The 26,569-nt window shown below is 50.8% G+C and carries 18 protein-coding genes; 2 read left to right on the top strand and 16 right to left on the bottom strand.

Going from position 1 to position 26,569, the window contains the following annotated elements:
* Nucleotides 1-149: 149 nt before the first annotated feature.
* The 7 genes from KVT38_RS18940 to KVT38_RS18910 all read right to left on the bottom strand — a co-directional run bounded on the left by KVT38_RS18940 (nucleotide 150) and on the right by KVT38_RS18910 (nucleotide 8,933).
* Complete coding sequence (locus KVT38_RS18940) at nucleotides 150-524, bottom strand: hypothetical protein (RefSeq protein ID WP_217595316.1); 375 nt, start codon at nucleotides 522-524, stop codon at nucleotides 150-152.
* Nucleotides 525-528: 4 nt separating this feature from the next.
* Entirely contained in the window at nucleotides 529-708 is a 180-nt protein-coding gene (locus KVT38_RS18935; protein WP_217595315.1) for a hypothetical protein, read from the bottom strand.
* Nucleotides 709-711: 3 nt separating this feature from the next.
* Nucleotides 712-990 (bottom strand): hypothetical protein, encoded by a 279-nt coding sequence (locus tag KVT38_RS18930; RefSeq protein WP_217595314.1) that lies wholly within the window; start codon nucleotides 988-990, stop codon nucleotides 712-714.
* A 422-nt stretch (nucleotides 991-1,412) separates the two neighbouring features.
* On the bottom strand, nucleotides 1,413-2,807 hold the full coding sequence (locus KVT38_RS18925; RefSeq protein ID WP_217595313.1) for a hypothetical protein: 1,395 nt from the start codon (nucleotides 2,805-2,807) through the stop codon (nucleotides 1,413-1,415).
* Nucleotides 2,808-2,819: 12 nt separating this feature from the next.
* Nucleotides 2,820-6,755, bottom strand: coding sequence for a hypothetical protein (locus tag KVT38_RS18920; RefSeq protein WP_217595312.1), 3,936 nt, complete (start codon nucleotides 6,753-6,755; stop codon nucleotides 2,820-2,822).
* Nucleotides 6,756-6,766: 11 nt separating this feature from the next.
* Entirely contained in the window at nucleotides 6,767-8,773 is a 2,007-nt protein-coding gene (locus KVT38_RS18915) for a hypothetical protein (RefSeq protein ID WP_217595311.1), read from the bottom strand.
* Nucleotides 8,774-8,777: 4 nt separating this feature from the next.
* The gene (locus KVT38_RS18910) at nucleotides 8,778-8,933 is read right to left on the bottom strand and encodes a hypothetical protein (RefSeq protein ID WP_217595310.1); all 156 of its coding nucleotides are present in this window, start codon (nucleotides 8,931-8,933) and stop codon (nucleotides 8,778-8,780) included.
* A gap of 87 nt (nucleotides 8,934-9,020) precedes the next feature.
* Here KVT38_RS18910 and KVT38_RS18905 point away from each other — a divergent pair, with 87 nt between their 5' ends.
* Nucleotides 9,021-9,443, top strand: coding sequence for a copper amine oxidase N-terminal domain-containing protein (locus tag KVT38_RS18905; RefSeq protein ID WP_217595309.1), 423 nt, complete (start codon nucleotides 9,021-9,023; stop codon nucleotides 9,441-9,443).
* Between the two features lie 91 nt (nucleotides 9,444-9,534).
* Here the strand turns inward: KVT38_RS18905 and KVT38_RS18900 are convergent, their stop codons facing one another.
* The 9 genes from KVT38_RS18900 to thrS all read right to left on the bottom strand — a co-directional run bounded on the left by KVT38_RS18900 (nucleotide 9,535) and on the right by thrS (nucleotide 25,730).
* Nucleotides 9,535-13,362: a phage tail spike protein gene (locus tag KVT38_RS18900; RefSeq protein WP_217595308.1), complete on the bottom strand. Its 3,828-nt coding sequence runs from the start codon at nucleotides 13,360-13,362 to the stop codon at nucleotides 9,535-9,537.
* A 15-nt stretch (nucleotides 13,363-13,377) separates the two neighbouring features.
* Nucleotides 13,378-14,154, bottom strand: coding sequence for a distal tail protein Dit (locus KVT38_RS18895; protein ID WP_217595307.1), 777 nt, complete (start codon nucleotides 14,152-14,154; stop codon nucleotides 13,378-13,380).
* Nucleotides 14,155-14,201: 47 nt separating this feature from the next.
* The gene (locus tag KVT38_RS18890) at nucleotides 14,202-18,320 is read right to left on the bottom strand and encodes a coiled-coil domain-containing protein (RefSeq protein WP_217595306.1); all 4,119 of its coding nucleotides are present in this window, start codon (nucleotides 18,318-18,320) and stop codon (nucleotides 14,202-14,204) included.
* 36 nt (nucleotides 18,321-18,356) lie between these two features.
* On the bottom strand, nucleotides 18,357-18,848 hold the full coding sequence (locus tag KVT38_RS18885) for a hypothetical protein (protein ID WP_217595305.1): 492 nt from the start codon (nucleotides 18,846-18,848) through the stop codon (nucleotides 18,357-18,359).
* Nucleotides 18,849-19,035: 187 nt separating this feature from the next.
* Nucleotides 19,036-19,830: a hypothetical protein gene (locus KVT38_RS18880; RefSeq protein ID WP_217595304.1), complete on the bottom strand. Its 795-nt coding sequence runs from the start codon at nucleotides 19,828-19,830 to the stop codon at nucleotides 19,036-19,038.
* Between the two features lie 15 nt (nucleotides 19,831-19,845).
* Nucleotides 19,846-20,478 (bottom strand): hypothetical protein, encoded by a 633-nt coding sequence (locus tag KVT38_RS18875; RefSeq protein WP_217595303.1) that lies wholly within the window; start codon nucleotides 20,476-20,478, stop codon nucleotides 19,846-19,848.
* Nucleotides 20,479-20,861: 383 nt separating this feature from the next.
* On the bottom strand, nucleotides 20,862-23,435 hold the full coding sequence (locus tag KVT38_RS18870) for an RNA dependent RNA polymerase (protein WP_368859126.1): 2,574 nt from the start codon (nucleotides 23,433-23,435) through the stop codon (nucleotides 20,862-20,864).
* A gap of 6 nt (nucleotides 23,436-23,441) precedes the next feature.
* Nucleotides 23,442-23,567: a hypothetical protein gene (locus KVT38_RS35225; protein WP_256454877.1), complete on the bottom strand. Its 126-nt coding sequence runs from the start codon at nucleotides 23,565-23,567 to the stop codon at nucleotides 23,442-23,444.
* Nucleotides 23,568-23,813: 246 nt separating this feature from the next.
* On the bottom strand, nucleotides 23,814-25,730 hold the full coding sequence (thrS, locus tag KVT38_RS18865; RefSeq protein WP_217595302.1) for a threonine--tRNA ligase: 1,917 nt from the start codon (nucleotides 25,728-25,730) through the stop codon (nucleotides 23,814-23,816).
* Between the two features lie 508 nt (nucleotides 25,731-26,238).
* Here thrS and KVT38_RS18860 point away from each other — a divergent pair.
* Nucleotides 26,239-26,569: response regulator (locus KVT38_RS18860; protein ID WP_217595301.1), on the top strand; the 331-nt coding region annotated here is incomplete at its 3' end.

The raw sequence follows: 26,569 nt of genomic DNA, 5'->3' as shown, positions 1-26,569 counted from the left end.
TTGGAATGTGATTTATAAAGGCCTTTTCGTTGGACCTTCGAATCGAATTTTCGCTGAACTAGATGCCAAGCAGTCCTCGCTCTGCCAGGTGAATTATAGAATTTTTTTTGCTTGATTGCGCAAACACCATCGTACAAGCGTGGTCTGCATTATGTTGGGTCCTCTTTCTTTTCCCTGCTGCGTAACCGAATCCATAGGTCGTATTTCTTCGTGTACGTCTGATAGGCGATCAGCAACAGACCGATCATTGTCCCGCCGGTTACGATCAACCATATAAGCCGCTGGACGACTTCTATGCTCTGCGTTTGCCACCCAAAAACAACGCTCGCCCGGAACCACACAGCCGTCAGCATTTTCGCATCATAAGCCGCAAGAAAAAAGAGCATCGACAGCATAAACACGCTGACGACGCCCTTTCGGAATCGTTCGTGGAAATATTTGCGATGAGCGGCCAAAATATAAGTTGCGCTGCCCACTGTCACCATGTAGACGGCCAGGAGCGCGTAGTCGATCCAGTCAAGCATAGGATCATTCCCCTTTATCATATATGAGGTATCTTGCAAAGTTGTTGCTGCGGATCTCCTCCTGCAGCTCGCGGGATGCGGTACGATATTGGATGATGGTGCTTCGCGTCTTGATCGAGGCATGGTTTAGCTGCCGCTGCTTGTCCCGGTACCAGGGGGATAGCCGCATGAGCCATTTGAACATGCGCTATCCGCTCCTCTCGTTTGGGTTGTCATCCCTTTTTAAGTTGCTTACCACGCCCGCGATGGATCGATATGTGTCTTTCTGCTCAATCAGTGCCGTTAATAGCTCGTCCCGATCATGCTCGACTTTATCCAGCAACGACCTCGGTACGAGCTTGCCGGTCACGACCATCCGCATAACATACAGCATCGCCACAAGGAAGATCAACGCGAAGATGAGAGCAATGCCGTACTTCTCGGCCAATTGCGCCAGCTTGGCGACTTGGTCAATATCCTGGTTCATTGAGGCGCACCGCCTCCTTCATAGAATAGGCCCCGCCAGAGCGAGGCCCTAACTTGTTATTCAGCGACCATATACTGCTTCCTGGTAGCTGCGAATTCTTCTAATTCTAGCTGTTTATCTCAAAGGAGAAATCAGAACTCATCACCCCCGTTTCTCACTCTGTTGTACGTAAACTTGCATTGCAACAGCTTTTTGTGGCAGTACTATACTTGATCTGTCAATCATATATAGCGCTTAAAAATTGAATGACATGTCCGGGCGCATGACGTGCTCGTTCTTTCGTGTACCATTGTTAATATAAGCTGTCCCAGATCAGAGATAGATCTTCCGGGCTCAACTCCGTCATGGCAGTGGTTCCCCCGGAGTTAAAGCGGAAGGGAAACGAGATTCCCTTATACGTTGCCATTTATGATCCCCTCCCTCTAATTCGACGTAGCGTCGATGTTCAAGTACAACTGGCTCCACGGATTGCTCAGAGGGTGGTCGGCGGTGTTTCCGATGGTCCCTGCGAGCGCGGTAATAGCGGTCATGATCTCCGTGAGGTCCGCTTCCTTCACGGCTGTTCCTGCGGCGATTGGATTCGCCCACGCGGTAACGGGAAGCCCCAATTCAGTCTGCCTCGCATTCAAGTAGCGTCGCATCTCCAGAACGTAAGCGGCGGTCGGAGCGCCGGAGTTCGTATCAGGAGGGGTATTAGCGAAAGCGGCGAATCTCCCGAATATGAGGCTAGTGCTTGTAAGCGCTCCGGTGTCAATTTGATTGTCCTTGTTGTTTTGAGCGGAGAACATTCTAAACTGCACCGCCTTAATCTCCGCAGGAGGGTCGATGATCCTCCATCCAGAACTCCCTCTAACATAAAGGTTCTCAGTATTGGTCTGCTCCCGAATCATACAGACAGGCGCTTGCATCCCACGATTGAAGTAGCCGCTTTTCAACGTACTAATTCCCGATCCTTGAACTATCTTTTCTCCCGCCTTTGGTGTAATTGTGCCCGTTAACTCAGCGGACGTGAAGGAGGCGTAGTAAGCCCAAACAAAAGTGTACTGTTGGTAGAACAGATGGAACATATCCGTTTGCGTGTCATAGTGAACATGGACGGTGTTAATGTCCGTATCAGTCGTTATCGCAACCGGGGCGGTCCAAGTGTTTGCCGCAGGATCGTGTATGGAGACAAACACACCTCCGTAGGTAGGAGGGGTCCCTGCTACAGTAACTCGGGCAAAGAACAGGTATACTTTCCCGCTGTTCGCAACAACAGAGCTTAACGATTGCCCCGTATTGGATATCGCGCCAGTCGTGCCGTTGGTAGAGATCGTGGTGAGCGATTGGGAATCGAAGCCCGTAGGATTCGTCGCCATATTCGTCTTGTGCATGTACGCGGTGAGATTACCAGAAGGGGAGCCTGTTCCCCGATAGCAGAACACGTACAGGTTAGAGTTCACTTCGTTCGTAGCGGCGCTCATGATGTTATTGTTTAGCGTGACGGCGAGCGCCGCTCCCTTGAGGTAAATGTCGTCCGTTAGGTTGAATACTTTAAGTCCAGTGTCAATCTTCAAGAGCATCGCCTTGCCGCCTACTTTATACAGTCCGACCATTCTCCGCAGGGACGAGGAGTAAACGCTCTGCCCGAAAGACGTAAAGTTGGTAGTAGTGAACTCTGCGAAGGTTGCTCCCCGATCGGACGACTTATAAACGGTGAAGGTGGAAACAGACTTCATAGCGACTACCCAAACATCATCTCCTATAGAGAGCATTTGATGAACGGGATTGAGTGACATTGATTGATACGTTCCCGGTGTCGTGGTTACGAATGACATGCTATCCCTCCTTTACAAATAGGTCTGTCCGGCCGGGATGCTATTGATCCCGGCTTGAAGCTCCGCGAAAGTGGCGACGCTACCTGCCTTGGAAACTGTTCCGCCAAGGCCAGTAATGGTCGTTTCCAATAACGCTTTCCCATTACTGACTGAGGTAAAAAGCTCTTGCAACGCGTCCTCCACGTTCGTAGCCGTAATGACGTTCCCTGCATCCGTGATCGGGATTGCGGAAGCATTCGGGATGATTCGCGTGAAGTTGGCGGCGGTGGTCCCTACTGTCGGGGATGCTCCAAATGCAAGCCCGCTACTGTACATCCACACGGTTCCCCCATTCTGCGTCCCCTTCTCCACAGGTACGATATACGGGAAGGTCAATTCCAACGAAACGTCCGCATCATAGTCCCGAGTCCAAGATGCAGAGGATGCCTTGTAGATGCCGTTTTGAGCCGCGTTCGTTTGGCTCTTTACAAGAACGCGGTCGTTCGCCACGAGCGTAATCCCGTCGATCGTTTGCAATCCAGACAGGGAGATATTGGCGGTCGTGGCTACCCGAACAGCCTTCTTGATCGGTCCGGTGAGCATACTTTGGGTATCCAGTCCGTCCAGCTTGTTCTTGTCGGTGACACCGATAAGCCCCGCCGAGATATTTGTGGCAGTAGGGATAGCATAGACGAAGCTTATAGCGGTTGTTCCAACAGTGACAGGGGAAGTGTTGGTCATCCGCCACAATCCCGAGCTTGTAGTCCCTTGTAGGACGTGTACAACAAGTCCTACGGGAAAGTCCTCGTCATACTGCGCGTCCGCCGCGCGGGTCCAAGCGCCGGATGAGGCTACGTAGATGCCGTTGTTTGCGGCTGTGGTCTGATCTTTGACTAGGATTCGATCCCCTTCCGCAACCTGCATCCCGTCCAGTATGGGTAATCCCGAGAAGGACGTGATGTTGGAGAACGACGCGAGCCGCACGTACTTGACCATTATCTTGCTGTTCGTGTAGGCCATAGCATTATTAGCTACTGCGCCCATCCGTGCGTCGAGGGTAGAGTAGGTTTCCCCTATCGCATTCCGCACGTTTTCAGAAGAAAGATTCCCGAATGGGTCGGTAAACGGAATGGCCTCGGAAACGAGGTTCCCGGAGTGGTACACGTCGTAGCCATTATACGTCAATATGGTGGACACTACTGGATCAGTGTAGTTCAGCGAATCGCTAACTTCCTGAATGAGCGTGACGTTATTCTGCGTATCCCAGTAGTCAAGTCCAAACATAGCGAGCGAGGTCATGCCGTGGAACTCTACGGTGGACAGTTCCGCCGCTGAGAAGAAAAATTCCACTCCCCCGTACTTCACTCCGTTGTACGTAAAGGTACAGGGACGGATATTCCCCTCCACAAGCTCTCCCAATGCGATAGCTTGGTAGAACGGAACGGTCGAGCTATACTTCTTGCTCATAACGAAGTCCAGTTCTTGCATACCGAAAAGTCCATTTCCCCGCTTGAAGTACAATTTTCCCGCGCTATACGAATTCAGGCTTATATCCGTATTCGTCAGGTCACACAGGGCGATAACGGATTTCCGGTAGGACACTTTCTGGAGCTGTCCGGAAAGGACGATTCGCTGCGTCAACTGCGGCTTGCTGGCTAGTTCGGACCAGTCTACAGTCCCCCATGCTTCGCTCGCTGCATTCGCTCCTGCTTTCAGGACTTTCCCGCTGTTTGACGTCCCCGTCGCTGGCACATGTCGGTTCCCATCCCCGGTAGGATGGACATAGTTATTGGCTGCAGTGGCCACGCCATCCAGCTTCGCTTTGTCGGCCGCGCTCATAAGTCCGCTAGAGGAGGAGGTCGCGCTGCTGGTTGAAGCCTTTGCATTCCATGATGTTTTCTCAGCATCCGTGACAAATCGATTAGCATTATCGAGCAAGATATCGCCAGGTGGGATGGCAGACCATGAAACACTACCGGCAGTCAACCCTGCTTTGAGGTATTTACCGTTATTCGTAGTACCGGTTGCAGGTACATGCAGATTACCGTCACCGGCAGGATGCGAATAAACGTTTACCTCGCTATTATCAATCTTGATGTTGCCATTGGTTGACGAGCTAGCGACGTTTTTCGCATTCGAAGAGATACCTTCAATTTTCGATTTGATCGCAGGATTAAGACTAATGTCAGCAGAGGTCGTCGGATTCGAGACGAGCAGATCTCCACTTGTCGACTTGACCTCAATCATACTGCCCGTGCCGTCCGCACCTTTCCTGGCGCTCATGACCCAGTAATCCGTATTCGTCGGAAGGTTACCGGTTGACGAAGCGATGCAAGTGTAGCTTGAGCCGTTGTATTCAACGCTGTTGTTCCGCACATAAGCAGTCGTGGAATTATAAGAGCCTTTGTAAACAACAGAGTCTCCAACCGATTTTGCATAATTCCCTTGAGCTTTTGCGTAATCGCCTTGTGTTTGAGCGTAAGAGGCATTTCCAGTTGCCTGGATTGCAGCCGTTTCGGCCAGGCTGGCCTGCTCGTTGGCATGGCCCGCAGCAGCGATTGCGCCGTCTCTGGCGGTATTCGCTTCAGTTGTCGCCGTCAATGCCTGCGTTGCTGCGGAATTGACCGTCTCAATTGCAGTGTTCGTACGACTAACCAATGAATCTATGCTGATGAGCAATGCCCAGTTTGAAGCGTTATTAAGCGCAGCATTAACCGTCGAATCTTTAACACATTGATAGACGTTCTGGCTATTCGCATCCACGACGACATCGCCGAAGCTATAAGTAGTGCTTGCATTGTACATTCCCAACCATCGCTGATTCGTTATTTTCTTAAAATAAGTGGTATTGCCAGGCTGATTGCCGGTGGAATCGAGAATGCACATGTAAGTGGCGCCCTGATAATAAACAAGATTCCGCGCTTTATAGGCGGAACCCAAACTGAAATCGCCCTTATGAAAAAGATTATCGCCTGCAGCTTTGGCATAGTCGCCTTGTGTCTGAGCGTAGGAAGCTTTGGAGTCGGCATTGCCTGCAGCGGTATGGGCAACGGTCGCCGCGTTGCTTGCATCCTCCTTCGCCGCATTCGCACCTGCAATGGCTGCGGACGTATCGACTTTTCGGACTTCTTCCTGAGATTGTCTTAACGACTCGGCACTCATTCTTCCTGATTCAGCCAGCACCCTGGTATCTTCAGCAACAACTCGCGCCGATTCGGAGATCGAACGCCCCGTCTCTGACATGGTGCGTTGGGTCTCCTCCGTCTGCCTGGAAGCTTCAGCAGTTTGCCGGGTAGTTTCATTCGATTGTCGGGAGGTCTCCGAATTTTTTCGTCCGGACTCCGCACTGATCCGGTTATTCTCCTCAGAAGCTCTAGTCGTCTCTGCCGTTGACCGTGCAACTTCAGCCGTTTGTCTGCTTGTTTCTGCAGACGACCGAATGTTTTCTGCCGTATTTCTGATTAACTCAGCGGCTGCTCGATTGCTTTCAGCAACTCCTGCAATTTCGCTCAGTCCGTTTAGTTCTTGAATTGCTTGATCTGCTTCCGACAACTTGTCCGTTAGCTCATCAAGGGCATGAAGCGCTTCCTGACTGCTGTCTATGAGTTCTCCCAGCGTCTCTACTACATTTCCATGATCCTGCTTCGTCCACACCCGATCCGCCGCTACGTAGTGCACGCCTCTTCCTTTATAAGAGACACTAATCGTATTTCCTTCTTGCGACGGCGAAAACGAAACGATTCCTTCGTTATAATCCACACAAAAAAGAGATCCTTGCAGGCCGCCAGCAGGGATCTCTTGGACTTCTGTATGATTGGCAATGATCACGCGGTTACTTCGTACCGGGACTTCCGATAAAAGAATCTGGCCATTAATGATCTTTCTCGATTCCGTGATCGGAATGTACGGATCCTCAAGCGTTCCCGCTCTATACTTAGTTATCGTTGATGGACGGTATTCGATACTCATAAGCTCACCCTTTACATTATGCTATTTAGTGATTCTACGAATTGATTCAGGTTAGCTGCAAGCAGAGGATCTCCACTGTTCGCCAACGCAAGGGGAATTGAAGGTCCCAAATTGTTTATTGATGCTGCTGCTTTATTGTACATTTCTGCAGTCAAGGGAGAGTTTGGGCTGCCGGCAATAAAGTTAATTTGACTCAGTCCCTTGTAATTGCGAAATTCATTAATCCTCTTGGTTAAATCATTCCATTCCTTCGCCGTCGGAACGGGCCCCCCCGGATACTTTAGTGTGGTCCAGGAATAATTCTCAGGTCTACTGTAGCTAACAGAATTAGAATCCGCCGACTTAACCGTATTTTTTACGGAGTGAGCTACGAAATAGTAGTTTTTAATCGACCCACTTTCAATGGACCATTGAACGAAGGAACCATTTGCCGTCGTGCTCTTGGTATCCACTAGACTCCCGTTTGAAGATAACCGCCTCTCTACAATTAAGCTGTCCCAATATGAATTAGGAACTCCGACTCCGCTCACAAATATGGTTAGCGTTCCGTTAAGGTAGCTGCTTGATATGGAAGGCGTTTTGGGAGAAGTAGTGGCGATACTGCTAGTGGAATATTCGCTCCAAGAATCGTTTTTGTAAGATCGTACTTTTAATTCATATTCTAATCCATAGGTATTCAGCGTCACCGAGCCAGAATTGCTTGTGAACTCATTAGACTGCCATACATTGTTTATCGATGGCTTGTACGCTAATTCATACTTAAGTGCGCCAGCAATAACACCCCATTGAAGATTAAATCCGCCTTCGAATCGATTAATTAAAGTAACGGGAGAGGGAATGGACGAGGTCGTGGTGACCGTTAATGTCTTCATACCGCTCAATGGAGCATAGTTACCGTCTTTGTCATAGTAGCGAGCACCAATCGTGTACTTCGTATTAGGCTGTAACGCGACACCACCGGGTGTTAACCCGGTAAAGTAGACATAATGCAAAGCATACGCGCCTGAGTCATCTGTATATGTTGCCATATTAGACGTTCCTTCGCCTTGTTGGATCATCATTCTTACTCCAGCTACTCCGCTTGCGTTGCCATTAGTAGGAGTCGCATCTGACCCGCCATCGATTGAAACATAAATAAAATTGTCGCCGATCTTTAATAAATTAAAAAAAACGCCATTGTTAGTAGGTGGTGTCTCATCCAAGGAATAAATATTTGTTGAACCGGTGTTACCTTTCACTGTTCCATTTTTGGGAGTAACAGAAATAAGATAATTTGTATACTCTTTATCCACAGAGATCGTCGTACTCAGTCCGGTTACATTACTGGCCTTATTAACCCCATTAGCACTTACATCATAGGAGGTAGCTCCGCTAACACTAGTCCAAGATACTTCAATCTGTTTTCCGATTTTGCCAAATCCGCTAACAGTCGGCGTTCCAACCGGGGGAGTCGGTGGATTTATCAAAGTAATGCTAGCTGTGCCACTGCCGCCAGATCCGCTAATATTTTTAGGTGTTACTGTAATGGAGTAAGTTCCTGCAGATTTCAATCCGATATTAATTGACTTTTCTGTAATGTTGCCTGATCCGCCACTCGATGTTGAATATTCATACGAGGAGGCATTGCCTGTATAAGAGACCCATGAAAACGACACCTCAGTCGGAGCATAATTATATGTGTCTGACGCTGATGCTGTCACATATCCATCCATTGAGGAAGGAGGATTCGGCAGCGTAGTAAACGGATAAGTGCCCACTGAAACGACGGCATTACTTTTTGTTATTACAAACCCCTCAGCGGTATAAGGTGTATTGGGTGTTAATGCGGGAATGGAATACGTGCCGCTTGCTTGAGTTGCCGTTGTCGAAGAAATAGCGGTAACTTCTGAATTCCCTTTATTTTTATTTATTTCTATATACGCTGATTTATAAAAATTTGTATTAAATGGGCTGCTTAGTCCGCTAATGTTCCAGTTCACCGAAGTAATTGACGGATTAACATATAGTGATGGCGCCATTTATTTATTCACTTTCTTTATTTACAGGTTGAGTGAGGGCAAGGCGAATTCGTTGCACGGCTTCAACTTCAGCAAAGTGATCGGCACCGTCATATTTGAGCCTGGATAAAAAGGTCAGTAAGTTTTGAATATCATTTTCTTCTAAGCGAAAAATTGGCATATTAATTGGCTCCTTTATAAGTTATATCATGCGTTAAAATCATATGGTAAAATGTTCTACAGAACATTGATGAAGGAGCTGTAACTAATGAAAAATGCCATCAAATATATGTCCATTTTCATCGCTGGCGCAATCTTCGCAACCGCCGGTTCCGCTTATGGCGCATCTGCTGTTCAAACCATTAAGGCATCCATTCGCGGCGATCTAAAAATCAATGTTAATGGCAAGCCCATTGATGCTCAGCCCATTACCTACAACAACACGACTTACCTTCCGCTGAGAAAGGCCGCTGAAGCTGTTGGAGGTCAAGTGAGCATTAACGGGAGTACGATTAGCATTCAGACGCAGAAGCAGCCCTCTGCAACTAGTACGCCCACACCGAGTCCTAGTAGTGGGCCTAGTGCGATGCCAAGTCCAACTGAAGAAGTTGGAGTAGATCCTTATGCTAATCCTTATAAAGATACCCCTGTTAACACTGTTATTCTGTCGGGACAGGATGTTGGTCCTTAATTTCTTGTTCGATGTCTTTTCCTGATAATGTAATTGTAGTTACTGGTGTGTTCTTAAAGGGATTAAAATCTACTTCTATTTCCATATTCACCTATCCCAACTTTGCAACAATATTAACAGTGTTTATATTGTTACGTGTTAATATCTCGCTATTGTTTATATAACCTTGATTTAGATTTAGGAATGTTACGAGTTGCTCGCCAGTATCTCTTATTCCTATATGAGCGCCAACATTTGCTCCATTGATGGTAACTGCACTACCTGCACTTAGAGAGACCCTTGCTTTTGAGGTTGTATCCCTAAGATTAATTAGCCCAAAGTCACCATATGCGGGATTATTAGTGTTAGGTTTTGTAATTCCTGCTTCAACTCTTTGTTTATCACTATAGCCTGCTGTGCCGCCAGGAGCATCATTATATAACACTAGTGTACCGCCAGTATTATCACCTGTGCCGCTCTCAACGCCTAGCCGGACGTTAAGGTTGCCACTATTATCGTTAAGAACGACTTTACCGCCATATGTATCATTAAATCCATCCAACAGGGTAACTCCATTTCCGCTTTTAACTGTGATCCTGTTGGATGTGATATTCCCACTCATACTCCCTTGAACATACATGCTCCCCAGCACAGTAATATTCCCCTGGAAGTTCCCTCCCGTTGCGTTGATCGTCCCAGAGATCTCGGCACTCGAACCTTTCAGATTGTTCGCTATCAAATTACCATCCTGGTCAACATAAAAACGATCATCCCAATATGGGTTCGCAGGATTACCTGTATTTGCTTGCATTCTGAACCCGTCTTTATTCATGATCGCTTTACTTTTCGTGTTGGTATCAACTACTGTAATACCTTCCGTAGAACTGATTACGACATTGTTGTAATTCTTCCCCACCTGCACGGCCTTATCGCTAATCGCCTTTAACAGCAACGCCCTCTTCGAATAATAATCCGTAAAGTTGCTTCTCATCATCGCGCCGACAATGGCCGTGGTCGTCGTTAGATCGGCAAGAAGCGGAGACAAGTAAGCATTTAGCGAATTATAGGAATTCGCAAGGCTTGTTTTCTCAGACGTGATCGAATACACATCCGCTTGTGCGTCTAATGTGGGCTTCTCCGCAATGATCCAATCCCACTGACGTTTTACCTCTTGTTTTTCAAAGCCGGTAAGGAGATTATCGCTGGACAGGTTATTGATAGTCGTTGATAGCTGAGAATCAGAATAGGTTTTGGCGGCTTGCAGAGATTTATCTGTGATCTCGGCGAGCAAAATCGTTCTAGTATCATAATACGACTTAAAGGTGGCTCTAAAGGTCGTTCCGACAATATCGCTTGTAACGGCCAGAGATGCAAGTAAAGGCGTAATGTATGAGCTTAAAGCATTGTACGCATTTACATACGCAGTCTTGTTCGTTGAAATGCCGTAGGTCGCAGCCTGAGACTCTATATTCGTTTTCTCGGTGACGATAGTATCCCATTCCAGCTTCACCTGCTGCTTCTCTGCTGCTGTGAATTTTCCGTCGTTTGCGATATCGGCGAGCAGGCTGTTGGCTGTGTTGGCGGATGTTTGAGCGTTATCTGCGAGTGTTTTTGCTTTCTCGGAAATAGCTTTAGACAGCACCGCTCTAGACGTCGTATAGTCGGAGAACTTAATTCTAAGGTCAGCACCTGCGACATCGGAAGTCGAATTCAGATTGCTTAGAAGTGGCGTTAGGTACGAGCCGAGCGCAGAGAACGCATTCAGAAAAGCAGTCTTTTCTGTCGAAATCCCGTAAGTGACGGCTTCGGCCTCAATGATCGGCTTCTCTCCAGCGATAATATCCCATTCCTGCCTGATGGATTGTTTCTCGGATGGTGTTAACTTGTTGTCGTTGGAAAATTCGGCAATGGCCAGGTTTAAAGAATTGACTTGCGTGTCCGTATATTGCTTCGCATTGGCTTCGGAGGTGTTCCACTTCGACGTGCTTGCACTGTTGATCTGCGACTCCGGCACACCACCTGTTACAGTCAGTGATGTCCCGGCGATCTTTACGCCGTTCTGATCGACCGTAAACGTGCCGCCCGAGTTGGTTATCGTCAGACCCACACCCGCAATGATCTGCCCCACCAGCCGCTGCGCATAAACGCCCGAGGCATCGATTGCTGTCGACCACGTATTGCCCCCGTCGTTACTCAACCCGATCTTGCCATGCTGGAGCACGACGATCTTCATCGGGTCGCTGATATCCTTGAGCCAGATACCCTGGCGCCCGATCTCCACCGTCTCATTGTTGCTGGCCGTGATCTCCCGCTTGGTCGCATCCCAGACCCCGTCGAGCACGCTCTGAACCTCGTTCACATCGACGGCGGCGGCATTCCATTTGTAGCTATTGCTGATGACATTAGAGGAGGTCAGGTTGTTGCGGTTGTAGTCCTTCATGAAGCGAGAGGTCAGATCCTTGACGTTACTGATCGTAAGGCTGATATCGCCATTCTCATAATCGAACGTCATCTGGTTCATCTTGGCCTGCACGTCGATGCCAATTCGCGTGTGGCGGATCGTGACAATATCGCCTAGATTGAGCTTGTCCCACTTCTTATTCTCAGTGACGCATTCTAGCAGATTAACAATGCCGATCTCGGCCACTATCTTCGGCTGTTTGTACTGCTCGAACTCGCCTGTGATCAGCTCCATCAGTTGCTTGTCGTCCGTAACATTGCTGTTTTCGTAGTAACCCTCGATAATATACGAGTTCCATTCGATCAGAAGCTCGGGATTGAAGTGTGAGGTCAACGCCAAGCCGTTCTGTAGCTCTGCGATCTGCGACTTAATGACGTTTACATCTGTCTGCGCCGCTTTGACGAGCATCTCCTGGCTAGCGATCTCAGCCAACTTAGCCGTCTTCTTTGCGATCCATACATCAGTCGGCTCTTTGGCGGCATTGGCCACCGACAGCGAATCCTCGATGGTCTTCAACTGCACCTGTAAATCCCTCAGCAAGCTCGTTTGGTCATCAACGATCTCCTGCAAGCCCGACAGCTGCGACAAATATCCCTGATACGTTCCGTCGTTTGCCACAAGCGCCTCCCGGTAATCGAGCAGCGCATGGCACAGAGCATCGCTCATATAGTCGCTGTGCCGGATAACCGCACGGTTCTCGTCCCGCTCAAACGGATACATGAAGAAGCTGTAATCCTCGATATAGTTCTGGCCCGTGACCGTCTGCCCCGTGATGTCGATGCCTTCCGCTCCGGCTGCGCTGAATCGGGTGTAGAACTCATCTGAATTTTCGGTGACCGTCGCATGCTTCAGCAGACTGCCGTAGCTAACCTCCAGCCCCTTGTTCCGGCCGTAATTGTCGAAATTGTACAGATTCACCTTGCGATGAACAGAGTCGTAGTCGATGAGAGCACCGAACGTATTGGCAATCTGCGTAACGAAGTCAAGCACATTGCCGCTGTACTCGAATGAGCGGTACGTCACGTCAAACGCTGCGTCCACATAGCCGAGCGACCAGATCGTCGGGCCGAGCGCGTCCTGCAGCACCTGCGAAGCCGAGAAGCTGACGGCGCTGTACCGGCGAATTGTCTTGTCAGCCAACTCGAAGGCCAGTCCGTAGGCTTCGATCGATTTATAATCTGAGCTCTCGTCCATGCTGCTCGACGGCGTGCGGATCAGATACCATTCCTCCGTTACGCCCTGTACGAATTTGATCAAATAACGGTTTCTGGCGTGATCGATATTCGGATTCGGCACGAGCCGGTTTCGCTTATGCACGCGATACGGCAGCCTGAAGTCGATCGTCGGGACCGCGCCGAGCTGAATCGTCCTCTTAATGCCATAGGCTTCCGTCAGCTCTCCGACGATCGTCCGGTCCGGCCTGGCGATATACAGCCTTGGTTTGACCAGCTCAGGGTAGTCTTCAATATCCAGAATCATAATTGCGTTCACCTCCTACTGATGTCGTTTAAGCTGATACTTCAGCTTGAGCCTGCACTTGCCCTTGACGAGCAAATAATTGTAATATACAGGCAACCGCAAATAATCCCCGACTAGATTCCCGTAGCGGTAGGTGTCGATTCGACTGGATTCGATGTCCCTGGACTCGCCGTCCATCGTGATAATCTCGCCGTCTACGAGGCCGGTCAGCGTCGTCTCCGCACCGCCGTTTGACTGGTTAATGATGCTGACGTCGCCATCGCCAACTTTCTCGATCGTCACGGTCGGCAGGCAATCCTCGTCTCCGAAGTTATTGAACGCGATGCTCGTCCCCGCAGCCGAATTCGCCGAGAGATCGTGCACCTCCTCATACACCGGCGTATAGGAATAGGGATCCGCGCACTCGAAGAGCAGCGTCATATAGCCGCTCCGCGCGCAGTCGTGAACAAGCTCGTTGTCCTCGACGAACAGGCCGTAAAAAATGCGGTCTGGATCGTCGGAGAACACGAGAGGCGCGTGATACTGCGGCGAATAGAGCCACCGCACCGCATCCCGGATCCGCTCTTCGTCCCACGCGTCCATAAACGCTATAGTAATCGGAAATTTAAGCGGTTCCTTGTCAAAGCCCATAAAGTAGGGACGGTCGTTGCCTCTGACTCTGTCGCTGCGAAGCGTTCGGCGTCCGACGAGCGGCTCGGATTGCAAGCCTGTGTTCAGATTCACATTGACCAGATTAAATTCGGCCGACGAACGGCCGTTATAAATTAAATATTCGCTCGAACGAATGGACAAAATCGTACACCTCCCTTGAGGATAGAAAAAGAGGACCCGGCGGGTCCTCAGCGCTGCTTGGTTCGAATCTTGCGTTCGATTAAATCCATGAACGATTGCGCCCCCGCTTCCCCGCCCTCGAACGTATTGCCCGAGATTGTGAAGCTGAAGTTCGTATTCCCCGCCACCGGCACGGATACCGTAGATATAGCCGGCGAGAGACTGCCTATGACGCGGCTGGCGATATCGTTGATGAACTGGATCGGCTTGTTCAGCACGACCTCCGAATTGCGAAGAATACTCATTACTTCGTTGGACTTCAACGCCTTCTGCACCCAGGATATCTGCGTCGTATTGGGCTCGCCGACTTCGCCGCCGTCATGATAATAGGTAATGTTTTTGGCTACCAGCGCATCATAGCTGAGATTCTCAAAGCTCCATCTCTTTCGAAGCGCTTCTGCTTCCTGAGTCAATGATTGATAATAGGAGCCGTCTTTAATCGCCTTTGATGTACCGATCTGCTCCGCTTCGTGCTTTAGCTTCAAGTACCTCTCGTAGTCCGCCTGCTTCGCAGACGCGCCCGTACCTGAAGCGGTTGTATTTAAGTTATTCTCCGCGGAGGTCGTCGCCGGGTTCGTGCTTAGCATATTGATGCCGTTAAACACCGCTTTGACCTTCTGAATTTCGTCCAGCTTTTGAGCGATATTCATATCGATGCTGCTGCCGATCGCATCCATATAGGTCTGCGCGTTAGCGGAGAACCCCTGCAGCGCGGTCTCCATATTGGTGATGCTGTTGTTTAGTATCGCTTCCTTCAAAGTGCGGTACTGTGCATCCTGCGCAAGCTCGGTCTGCCATTTCTGATCGGCTGCCTCCTTGGCGGCATCGATTTCCTTTTCCTTGGTTGCAAGCAGATCGTCTAAGTTCTCTTCCCGCAAGCTGCGCGACCGATCCTGCTCAAGCGCGGCAATCTCTTCGTTTTTGTCCGCCAGCTGCTTGCGGATTTCGGCCTGCTTCGCTTTTCCTTCAATCGAGGAATCAAGGGAGTATTTATTCAGACGGTCCTGAAGCTCCTGCGCCTCTTTTTGCAGCTTGTCCCGCGAGGATTGGAAGTCTTCCGTTTCAATTTCCCGGTTGAAGGCTTGTTTTTGAAGACCGATGATTTCCCTATAAGCGTCCATTTCCTTTTCGAGCGCCTTGACGGCGGCCTCTCCTTGGCGCTTATAGTGCTCCTCGACAACGCCAAGCGCATCCTCGGCAGCTTTCTTGACGTCAGCCGCCCAGCTGTCCGCCGCCTGCTTCTGAGCAACTTGGAGATCAAGAAGCTCTGACCTTTGATCGGCTAGATACTCGTTCAGCGCCTTGATCTGATCTTTCTCCAGACCGACCTGCTTCAGCCTCTTTTCAGTCCATTCGATCTCACTGCTTACATAGTTGACTTTACTTTGCAGCAGCGCATTCTGCTTCTCCTGCTGCGCATTGTACGCGGCTGTTCCTTTCTCGTACAGCTGCAGTGTCTTCTGAGCGGCGTCATATTGGTCGTCCAGCGCTTCGAGCCCTTTACGTTGCTTATCGAGATATGCATTCGTATTCTCAAGCTTGAGCTTGCTCAAGGAATCTTGGGTTTCTTCAATTGAATTCTTAAAATTGAGGATCTCTGCCGCATTCGCAGACCATCCCTGCTTCACTGCGTAGAGTTGGTCGAACAAGTTTTGCGCAGCCTGCTGTTGCTCCTCAAGAGCTTTAATAGCCGTATTTTTCTGCTCGATTGTAAGCATCTTGTCTTCGTGAACGGCTTGCGACTTCGTCGCGAATTCATTTAGATCACGCTTGAAGCCCACAGACGCCTCTCCGTCCGCGTCGAACCAATCCGAGGTGTCGAATTGGGAATTATTCACACGCAGATTGTTCGCCTTTTTATTCAGATTGCCTTGAGCCGCTTCAAGCGCCGCTACAGCATTTTTCTGAGCTTCCAGCTTTTTCGTCGTAAGATCAAGCGTTTTTCCGTAGTCCTGCGCTTTTTCGGCCGCCTTGATCTGGCGCTCCAAAGCCTCGATATTTTTGTTGCGTGCATCGAAGAGCGCGTTTAGTTCTTTGACTTCTTCCTTCGTAATGTCGAGGCTCATTATGGCGTCATCGAGTACGGGTTTGGGATCTGGCGCCCCGCTGCTGGCACCGGATCCACTGCCACCTCCACTACCAGTCCCCATTGAGTTTAACTGATTATAGTAGTAATTAAAATGTTCATCCTGTTCCTTAGAAATTTTATCAAGACGATCTTTCTCCGCTTGTTCTTTTAATATTTCTTCCTTTAAATACTTAGCGCGATCGGCGGTATAAGCCGTTTCATTAAAGTTTTTAAGATTAAATGAGACTCGATCGGGATCGTACAATTTGAAATCAGAGGACCCCGGTTTAGGCGGTTCTTTTTTTAGAACAGGCCCTTGATCCTTAGGGGACCCTCCTTCCCTCAAAGCTTGCTGTTCCAATTGATAAGCCTTAATACGCTGCTTGGCATTGTCGATTGCAGCATCCGTCGACAGCTTTTCATTTTTGGCATCTTCGATGGCCTTCAGCAACTTTTCTTTGCGCAAATCCTCCAACGCGGAAGTCTCGATCGTCCATCCGTCGGCTGTGCGTTGAATGTGAGAGAGCAATTCGGGGTATTGCTTGGTCAACTCGTCGACCGATTGCTTGCTTAATGTTTGTCCATTTTGCATGGTCGCCATCGCCTGATTCAGTGGCTCTAGCTCCTGCTTGGTTTGGCTGAATGTAGCTGCCATCTTGGCCGACTCGGCATCCAGATCCATTGTGGACGATGTGCCGTATTTGATCTGATCGATATAGGCCATCAGTTGCTGATCGGTTAACTGAAGCGATTGCTGAAGTTTGGTCGCTGCTGCCGAGAACTTTTCGGTACCAACATTCGAACTATATATTTGCTTAATGGCATCTGCTATTTCCGTTGTCTTGGCCCGGATATCCTTCGAATTCAAGCCATCCAAATTAAAGCCGGCGAGCAGGTTTTGAACGTTCTCAATGACTGCTTCATCCACTTTAATGCCGTTAAGCTCCAGCGTGCTCTCAACAATATCCGCCATGTTGCTTTTAATATTGGCAGCCGCTTCGGCGCTGCTTTGCTCTAGGTTGAGAATGTCTAGATTAAGCTGTGCAATTTCGGCATCGGAAAGCTTGATATTATGTAGCATGGCAAAATCATTTTCGTAACCAATGGCAATTTGCATCTTTTTCGAATTAATCTTGCTTTGATTGTCTTCAATATCAGACAGGTCGTCTTTAAAAACAATTGCGGTCTGGCCTACCGTCTTTTTGTTATTAGCCTGCTCGGTCAGAGCGGCCAGCTTTTCCGTATAGCTAAGTTCTTGCTTAATCGCTTCTGTATTTTTTAAGTGAGCGTTGCCTTGTTCGTCGATGTGATCAACTAAATTAGGCAGAAGTTTGGCGATCTCATTCATCGTTTTCTGGTACTGCTCCGCCTGCTCGCTATTCGTAAATGACGTACCATGGTTGGTGGCGTTATCCAACTCCTGATACCGCTTGATCAATTGTCCAATTGTGTCTTTATGGTCTGTCCAAGTCTGGGCCAGCTTCTCGATTCGCTGCCGTTCGGCTTCCATTTCGGCTTTGTGTTGTTTATGCTTTTCGATCAGCGAGGTGATGCCGCTGATAACAAAGGAAATCGCGAGGGATAAGCCGAACGAAAGGGTTGCTTGCAGAGCAGCTGCACCAATCTGAACGCCTAGAAGTTCTAATCGAAGCGCTCTAAGTGTCGTAACCGAATGACCTGCAACGCCGCTCATTCTTGAGATAGAGTCTTGGAGACTTTTTATTCGATCCTCGGACATATTAGGAACGATTTTTGTAATAAAACTTTCCCCAAGAGCCCCCGGCATTGCCCCAGAAAAAGAACTCAACGACGATGTAAGATTCTCCGCAAACTTCGAAGCCGAGTCCGACGCCTCTTTCGCTTTGCCTTTCAGGGCATCCAGCTGACTTTGAATAGCCTTCAGCGCGGTTAAGTTGCTCTCCACGTTTACGATCAGGCTCAGCTTCCGCAGCGTCGAGCTCTTCTCCAGCGATTTGATCGCTTCATTTATGTTGTTGAGGGACGACGCCTGGTTCAGGATCGCCGTCACCTGCACGTTGAGATCGTTGGCACTCGCCATATGTATAACGCTCCTTCTCTAGTTCATGTCCGGCGGTCAGTCGCCCGCCGGCTTGTGAATCTCCTCCCCGCCTTGCTCCATGCGGGTCATCGTCTCTTCAAGCGGCGGCGCCATCGCGCCCGCTTCGCCGCTCTGCTCCATCCGCATCACGGCCTCCGTCAGCTTGTCGAGTTCTTCCTTGGGGAAGGCGCGTACGATCTCCTCCAGAAGCCCCAGATCGACGAGTTTCTCGCACAGCACGATCAGCTTCTCGACGTCCTTCGGCAGGTTCGCGAGCGACGAGAAGTGCTTGATCAGCAGCATATAGTAGAGAAAGGTGACGTCCTTGACAATCTCAAGTCCAAGCCCCTTCTCCTTCAGTTGGGAGATCATCCCGGCGTAGTCGAGCACGAACCGCTGCATATCGGTCGCCTTGAACGCCACATGAACGTCCACATAGCTGCCGTCGTGCAACATGACGCGCTTTAGTCGCCCGAACTGCTCCCTGTGCAGCTTCTGCACGTCCGATACCTTTAATGCCTTGCTCATCTCATCATCTCTCCCGAATGATAGTAGTGTTAACACGATAAAGTCTGTTGCATATGAAGCGGGAACGCATGCCGCTTACGCCGCTTCATTCCCCTTCAGCTGCAACAGACGAACGGAAAAGCAAGAAGCCGGAGCGGATGACTGCGATCCGCTCCGGCTTCTTCCTATATTCTAGCCGCTCCGCTTCTTAGATCAGCTGCGAGCCGTCGTACAGCGTGATCTTGTAAAGATCCTGCTGGCCCGGACGCTTGAGAATGGAGATTGGCATGGAGTGCTCGCTCGGATCGCCGGTCGCCTGCATCTGGATGTTCCAGTTGTCCTCCATCTTGGCGGCGCCGATCTCGATCTGCGCCAGGTAGTCCTTTTGGTCGTACGGAGACTTGACAATTGCATCCAGTACGAGGCCGAACGAGCCGGCGAACTTGTCCGCGGAAATCGTGATCGTCTGCGCACTCGAGTCCGTATTGGTATTGTAATAGGCGACGATCTTGGCACCGTCCGCCAGCTCGCTCGCATGGAAAGACAGCACCTTAGCCGTACGGCTGTATTCGCCGGCAGCGACCGTCGAGGACGCGAATTCGATCTCTTCGCCATGCGTACCGTCTTCGTTTAGTTTAAAGACGGCGACCAGGGCGCCGCTTCCGCTCGGCGTAAAGTTCAGCGTCGCCTTGTCGCTCGATACCTCGAGCACGTCGCGCTGCTGAACGGCTTTTACGCCTTTCAATACATCGTTGCCGGTCATCATAGCCAGCGCCGCATTGTCGAACACGGCGTTCGACATCGTGATTTTGGCGTCGCGGGTCGAAGAGAAGCCGACGATTTTCGGATTGCCGCTACCGCCGCGCGCGTATACGGTCTCGGCCGTATTTTCCAGTTGGGACGTCTTGAGATCGGACAGGTAGAAGAGCGGCTTACGCGTAGCTACGTCTACGAAGGTTGCTTTCGGTACATCGCGGATTACCCATTGATTAAGTGCTGTCATAGTTGGAACATCTCCTTATTTGTGGTCGATTATTTTAGCGATATGAAGGTCCTTCAGGTTCATCTTCTTGGCATCGATATTGCCGGTATAAATGCCGAACAAAGTGTAATGTATGGAGTCCAGGTTCTCCACCCTGCGATAGCCGTCGTAAAACTGATACATCGAAAGTCGCATAATCTCATCCAACAGCGGCTTCCCTGATTTCCAGGAGAGCGCCGAGATCATACTATGTAGATTAATGTCCGGCTTCGGTTTGGGACGCGCCTTTTTCCTGGCGAGCATCTCGGCGATCACCTTGGCCGTAACCTCGTCTGCGGGATTGTATTCGTCCTCATCGCGCTTCTGAAGTCTCACATGATTGCCGATCCGCACAACCTCCTGGATGAAGTCGAAGTTGGTCCGGTCGATGCGCGAGCCGTTGGCGAAGTAAAAATACGGATCCGCCGACGTCTGCACGTCGCACATCTCCGTCTTGGCCTTGAATACCGTGCGGAACGCCAGCTCGGCTATCTGCCGGAATTCCGGATTGCAATAGCAATTTATGAAAAAGACCTCGAAATGACTTAGCTCTTTCGATAGGTCTGTCGGGAGGCTGTTCTTGTCGAACAGCAGAACGGATAACAGCTGATTATATTTGCCTTCTCCCATTTCCACGACCTCGCGGACCGTCGGTGCGTACAGCGGTTCGCAATTAGGGATAGGAACAGGCAATGCGGCTAAGAGCAGCAATTCGATGTCTTCCCGGTTCACTTATCAATCATGACGACCAGTCCCTTCGCAAGCATTAGAGCAGCAATGAACACGCACTGAATTTTTTAGGAACGCGAGGGTGCCGATTCTGGCTATCGGCAGCATCCTCTTCCCATGCGGCGGCGGGTTCATGCCGTCTCCCTTAAAGACCGTTCTAAAATGGGCTTATCTGCACGAAAAACCTTGATACATAAAGGATTTTTCTTCCACCCCAAGGTCTGATGCCGGCTCTTAACAGCCCCAGAACCCCGTCATATCAAGGATTACATGATTTTTAATATTCAAACATATGTTCGCCTTTTTATTCGCATTCGTTCCCTTGTTTGTTCCCGATTGGCTTTGGCGGCACATGGCTCGCACTTCTTTTGATTACGGGATGTCTTGATAATCCGCTCGCCACAACTCTCACACATGATATGGCCGTCATCTAATTTCATGGGCACATTCTTTTTTAAATTACGAACCAGGATATCGCCGAAGCTAGACCAGAGCGTCGTTTTGTAGCTGCTTTGCTTCAATCCGTATAAATAAGCCACAAGCACATCAACGACTGCATCAATGTCGTCGTTGATCTCCAGCAACTCCTTGCGGATTTTCACATAGAGGTAACCTTGCTGCGTGTCTTCCCCGTCTCCAGCTTTTGTTTTTCCAAAGAAATGCTTCTTTAAATCGCGCTCCGCATAAGCTTCGATAATGGCTGCATCCGGCTCCCGATCTGGCTTCGACATCAATAATCGATAGTCTAGCTTGCCGATCTGAGCTGCGGAGAACTGAATGCGGACGTTCGGAATGAGTTTGCCCAAGCGATCGATAACGCTCTGATTGGCAGGCTCGATCTCATGCTCTTGCTTGTCCTTGGCGTATTTAAAAAAGTGCGGAAGCTTCGCATGCCCGTAGCTGTTGATCTGTTCGTGTTTATCCTCCGGTCGCTCCAACTTATACAGCGTCTTCGCATAATCAATCGTAAAGTTGTTTTCCATGCACAGCCACTTGATCACATCGAGATCGACTGTCGGACTGTTCCAGATTTTCGTAATCTCATTGGAAATGGATCCGATATTGCCGCCGGTATATGCAGCTCTGATTCCTTCATATATGCTGCGAGCATTAATTGTCTGGGCATCTGCCTTGGCCATCTCATAATATAAAGGTACAATGTCGCGCATATCTCTTTCCGCGGCTTTTACCAGCGTCGCCTCCGCGCAGACGAGGCTTTTGTCCCCGTCGTTGTCGAACATGAGCAGCTTGCCGATGGCATCGCGACAGCTCGTATATAAGCCTTTGGTTACAAACCATCGTTTCTTTTCTTTGTCCGTCTTGTTCGTCCTCACCGCATGCTCCCGGTACAGATGCGGGGCGCGTAGGCAGTCCAGCCTTGTCTCGTTGTCGTAAAGGCTGCAGAACACCTCTCCATCCTCCAACAGCCCCGACGGGCGCGCCTCGCCCAGAAATAACCGCTGGCAAAAAGCGTAAAGATCGGGACAAATGTACGTATACTTGCCATCGACGTCCAGTTTCCCAGACTTAGCCGCCTTGATTTTGCTCTTTTTGACCTGCTTCAATATTTCTTTGCTATAAGTGTCGCTCAAGAGCTCCGGGTAGATCTCAAGCGCTTGCTGGTAATAATTTTTGTCCGTGTTCGAATCCACCACGCCCAGTACTTTTAGCATCGTTGTTTTATCTGTCCCGAGCCTGACGATGAGATCCCGGGATGCTGCGCTGAGCTCTAGAAGCTCGTCATCCGATAACGACGTTAAGGTCTGCAACATTTGATAGTTAAGCTTAGCGTCGGCGAGGCGCTCTTCTTCCTCGTTGCATTTCCCTGCCCGGCATCCGTGTGTCCGATACAAACGCTGATATTGCTGCCAGGACTGATAATAGTTCCACATTTTAAACTGGCTCTTCGTAAAAATAACCTCGATACCTTCTTTGAGAATATCCCGGCTTTGTCCGTAAATGTCCTTTACGATCCCGACACGTCTATCCGATCGGCTCTTTCGATGCTCCCGGATAAACTTATCGAACGGAAACGGAACGAGCAGCCCTTTGATCCACGGCAGTCTGACCATCATGCTGCGTTTTTGAAGCCGGGGGAGAATCATGCCGCAGCCGTCCGTATGGGTAAAGGGGATATCCAACTCCGTTCTGCGGATCTCGTACGTGCCGATATCGATATGGTCGGCAAGGCTTCGGACTGCCGTCTGCAGATCGTCGACGACGATCGCCTTGTCGATATCGAATTCCGGCCATTCTTCAGTTGCTGTAGCGCAAAGTGCGAGATACGCCAAATATTTGTTGCTGTTGATGCCTCTCTGACGATTGATCGATTCCGTCGTCAAGCCACAGGACAACGCCATCTGATGCTGCAGCAGCAGGCTTTCCCGAATGAACAGCGTTTTTTTCGAACGGATCTGGCCTGCGCTTGCGGTAAAGCACACATATTTGTTGCCTCCGTGCATGAATCCGTTCAGAATAAGATCCTCCAGCACAGCCAGATAGTAGGTTTGAATAACGAACAAATCCTCGGTCAGCGTGTCCCGAGCGATGCCAAGCGTCCGGGTCAGCGCGGATTCGAAGACGCCGATGACGTTTTGCGGCTTAAGTCCGCCGGCATCCAGTTTTCTGATGGCGACGTTCTGCGCGAAAGCCTGCTTCATTTGCTCCTTAAGCCGCTTTAACCGATCGTTCGCAAAGGCAAGGCGATCTGCCGCTCGTTTGCCAAGATTTTGAGCCGACTTTAGATAGGCCATGTACTTTCTTGTGCGATGCATTCGTCGGCTGATGCGTTGTTCGATTGGCGTATAAAAATGGCCCGTATCCAAACCGTACATAAAAATTTGCCGATGTAAACTCACGCGAATTTACCTCCTGTCTAATAAGTCCTGTTCTGCCATTCGAATGATTTCACGCAAATCCTCATCGTAATAATCGCCGTAATCCAGCTCGCCATCGTAATACAGATCCTGCCAATTTAGCGATTTGTCCATTGCTGCACCTCCAGCCTGCCATTCATCTTTCTACTAAGAGATGGCATTCGTTCGACAAGCCGGCTGTTGAATGTCACAAAAGCACGATAAAAAGCCCTCGTTTTTGTTCAACGAGGGCCAAATTTAAAGTTAATATCCTTGCGTAAATCAACTATAGCTTCTCCCATCAGCCGATTCAGAGCGATCGTCGCTTCGCCTATACCGTGATAGGCTTGCGATAACGGCTGACACAGACAGGGCCGACTACTAATCAATTAGCTTCTTTGTCTTTACCTCTCGCACGAGCCTTGCCGCCAGCGCTTCGACCGTCATCTCCTCCGCATCCCCGCCGCCCCGCCGCCTGACGGACACCGTGCCGCGCTCGCGCTCCTTTTCGCCGACGACGAGCATGTACGGTACCTTCGCGAGCTGCGCCTCGCGGATCTTGTAGCCGAGCTTCTCGTTACGCAGGTCGACCTCGACACGGATGCCCGCCTCGGCCAGCTCGCGCTTGATCCGCAGCGCATCGTCGGCGAACGGGTCCGAGACCGGCAGCAGCTTCGCCTGCACGGGCGCCAGCCAGAGCGGGAACGCACCGCCGTAGTGCTCGGTGAGCATCCCGATGAACCGGTCGATCGAGCCGTAGATTGCCCTGTGAATGACGACCGGCCGATGCTTCAGGCCATCCTCGCCGACGTACGACAGATCGAATTTGTCCGGCATCTGGTAGTCGAGCTGGATCGTGCCGCATTGCCAGCTGCGCTTCAGCGCGTCGAGGATGTGGAAGTCGATCTTCGGCCCGTAGAAGGCGCCGTCGCCCTCGTTCAACTGGTACGGCAGACCCAGGCTGTCCAGCGCGTTCTGCAATCCCCGTTCGGCCTCGTCCCACGTCTCGGCCGTCCCGAGGTAGTCGTCAGGGCGCGTCGACAGCTCGATTCTGTATTCGAAGCCGAATACGCGATAGATCTCGTCGATCAGCGCGATCGTCCGCTTGATCTCCGCCTCGATCTGGTCCTGGCGCAAGAAAATATGGGCGTCGTCCTGGCAAAACGTGCGCACCCGCATCATCCCGTTCAAGGCGCCGGAAAACTCGTGCCGGTGAACCTGGCCGAACTCGGACAGCCGGATCGGCAGCTCGCGGTAGGAGCGCAGCTCGTTTTTGTAGATCAGCATATGGCCCGGGCAGTTCATCGGCTTCAGCGCGAACTTCGTGTCGTCCACCTGCGTGAAGTACATGTTGTCTTTGTAATGATCCCAATGTCCCGATTGTTCCCAAATTCGGTTGTTCATCATGAACGGCGTGCGCACTTCGTCGTAGTCTCGCTTGCCCTGGATCTCGCGCGAGAAGTTCTCGAGCTCCGTCCGGATCGTCATTCCCTTCGGCAGGTAAAACGGCATACCCGGCGCTTCCTCGGAGAACATGAACAGCTCGAGCTCCTTGCCGAGCTTGCGGTGATCCCGCTTCTTGGCTTCCTCCAGCATGCGCAGATGCTCGTGAAGATCGGCTTCATTGGGAAAAGCAGTGCCATAAATGCGCTGCAGCATTTTGTTTTTCGCGTCGCCTCGCCAATAGGCGCCTGCCACGCTCATCAGCTTGAACGCCTTGATGCGGCCTGTCGACGGCAGATGCGGCCCCCGGCACAGGTCGGCGAATTCGCCTTGCTCGTAGACCGTGATGACGGCTTCCGCCGGCAGATCCCGGATCAGCTCCAGCTTTAGCGGGTCGGCGGCAAACCGCGCCGCAGCCTCTTCCCGGCTCACCTCATGCCGGACGATCGGCAGATCCTCCGCGGCGATCCGCGCCATCTCGCGTTCGATGTCGGCCAGGTCGCTATCCGTCAACGACCGTTCCATATCGATGTCATAATAGAAGCCGTCCCGAATAACGGGCCCGATTCCCAGCTTGACCGCGTCCGCGCCGCCGTATAAGCGACGAATCGCCTGAGCCATCAAATGCGCCGCGCTATGGCGGTAAACGACGATTCCATCTGGGTCGTCCAGCGTCAGAATCTCGACCTGCGCATCGCCTTCGATCGGCGTGCCGAGGTCGACCGGCTTGCCGTCGATCTTGCCGGCGATCGCCCGCTTGCGGAGGCTCGGTCCGATGATCCCGGCCAGCTCGCCGACGGTCGTGCCGCCGACCACCTCTCGTTTTTTTCCGTCAGCCAACGTTACCTTTACCATTGCACAAGCCTCCTTAGGGTGTATTTGAACGCAAAAAAACGCACAATCCCCAAGGGACGAGTGCGTTCAGCTCGTGGTTCCACCCTAATTCGACCTGCGTCGCACACGCGTCGGCAGCATGCCGACCCATGACGGGCAAAGTCCTCATCGGTATCCGGTAACGGGGATAAGACGGTATCGCCTACTGACGCGGCGCCGGGCGGCACGCGATTTCGACGCTACGGCTGCAAAGGGGTAATCCGCTTCCGGTATCCGCAGAGGCTCGCACCTTGCACCTCTTTCTCTGGCCGGTCCTCGAAGGGGATCTTGTCTTTGGTCGTCGCCTGAATAGCTGGGATTGCTTGGCGTTAATTATAGGCCTCCAAGCGCTTCGGGTCAACCGTCCGCCTGCCGCCCTCTCAGTCTGTCCCCGCAAAGTTTAAGCATGTCTTAAGAATTGCCGCATCGGCTCGTATGCTATATTGGGGATAACGGATTCAGGGAAAAGCTTGCCGCGCAGGAGGAAAAGATGGCTGTCAGAGGAACGATATTGCTGGTCGACGACGAAAAAGAAATTATCAAGCTGATGGAAATCTACTTTGTCAACGAAGGCTACACGCTGCTTAAAGCGTCCGACGGACTGGAAGCGCTCGACCTGCTCGAGCGTCATCCGGTCGACCTCATCATCATGGACGTCATGATGCCCCGCACGGACGGCAGCGAAGCCTGCATGCGCATCCGCGAGACTCGTGAGCTGCCGATCATCCTGCTGTCCGCCAAGAGCCAGGACATCGCCAAGATCGCGGGCCTCAGCATCGGCGCGGGCGACTATGTGACGAAGCCGTTCAACCCGCTGGAGC

Source organism: Cohnella sp. GbtcB17, assembly GCF_019091135.1.
In the GTDB taxonomy this organism is placed as follows: Bacteria; Bacillota; Bacilli; order Paenibacillales; family Paenibacillaceae; genus Cohnella.
Note: the sequence above shows the minus strand (reverse complement) of the source record. Positions and strands in the feature narration are given on the sequence as shown.

Coding starts and splice junctions, on each gene's coding strand:
- KVT38_RS18940 (WP_217595316.1), bottom strand. CDS start 524: ATGCTTGACTGGATCGACTACGCGCTCCTGGCCGTCTACATGGTGACA.
- KVT38_RS18935 (WP_217595315.1), bottom strand. CDS start 708: ATGTTCAAATGGCTCATGCGGCTATCCCCCTGGTACCGGGACAAGCAG.
- KVT38_RS18930 (WP_217595314.1), bottom strand. CDS start 990: ATGAACCAGGATATTGACCAAGTCGCCAAGCTGGCGCAATTGGCCGAG.
- KVT38_RS18925 (WP_217595313.1), bottom strand. CDS start 2,807: ATGTCATTCGTAACCACGACACCGGGAACGTATCAATCAATGTCACTC.
- KVT38_RS18920 (WP_217595312.1), bottom strand. CDS start 6,755: ATGAGTATCGAATACCGTCCATCAACGATAACTAAGTATAGAGCGGGA.
- KVT38_RS18915 (WP_217595311.1), bottom strand. CDS start 8,773: ATGGCGCCATCACTATATGTTAATCCGTCAATTACTTCGGTGAACTGG.
- KVT38_RS18910 (WP_217595310.1), bottom strand. CDS start 8,933: ATGCCAATTTTTCGCTTAGAAGAAAATGATATTCAAAACTTACTGACC.
- KVT38_RS18905 (WP_217595309.1), top strand. CDS start 9,021: ATGAAAAATGCCATCAAATATATGTCCATTTTCATCGCTGGCGCAATC.
- KVT38_RS18900 (WP_217595308.1), bottom strand. CDS start 13,362: ATGATTCTGGATATTGAAGACTACCCTGAGCTGGTCAAACCAAGGCTG.
- KVT38_RS18890 (WP_217595306.1), bottom strand. CDS start 18,320: ATGGCGAGTGCCAACGATCTCAACGTGCAGGTGACGGCGATCCTGAAC.
- KVT38_RS18885 (WP_217595305.1), bottom strand. CDS start 18,848: ATGAGCAAGGCATTAAAGGTATCGGACGTGCAGAAGCTGCACAGGGAG.
- KVT38_RS18880 (WP_217595304.1), bottom strand. CDS start 19,830: ATGACAGCACTTAATCAATGGGTAATCCGCGATGTACCGAAAGCAACC.
- KVT38_RS18875 (WP_217595303.1), bottom strand. CDS start 20,478: ATGGGAGAAGGCAAATATAATCAGCTGTTATCCGTTCTGCTGTTCGAC.
- KVT38_RS35225 (WP_256454877.1), bottom strand. CDS start 23,567: ATGGACAAATCGCTAAATTGGCAGGATCTGTATTACGATGGCGAGCTG.
- thrS (WP_217595302.1), bottom strand. CDS start 25,730: ATGGTAAAGGTAACGTTGGCTGACGGAAAAAAACGAGAGGTGGTCGGC.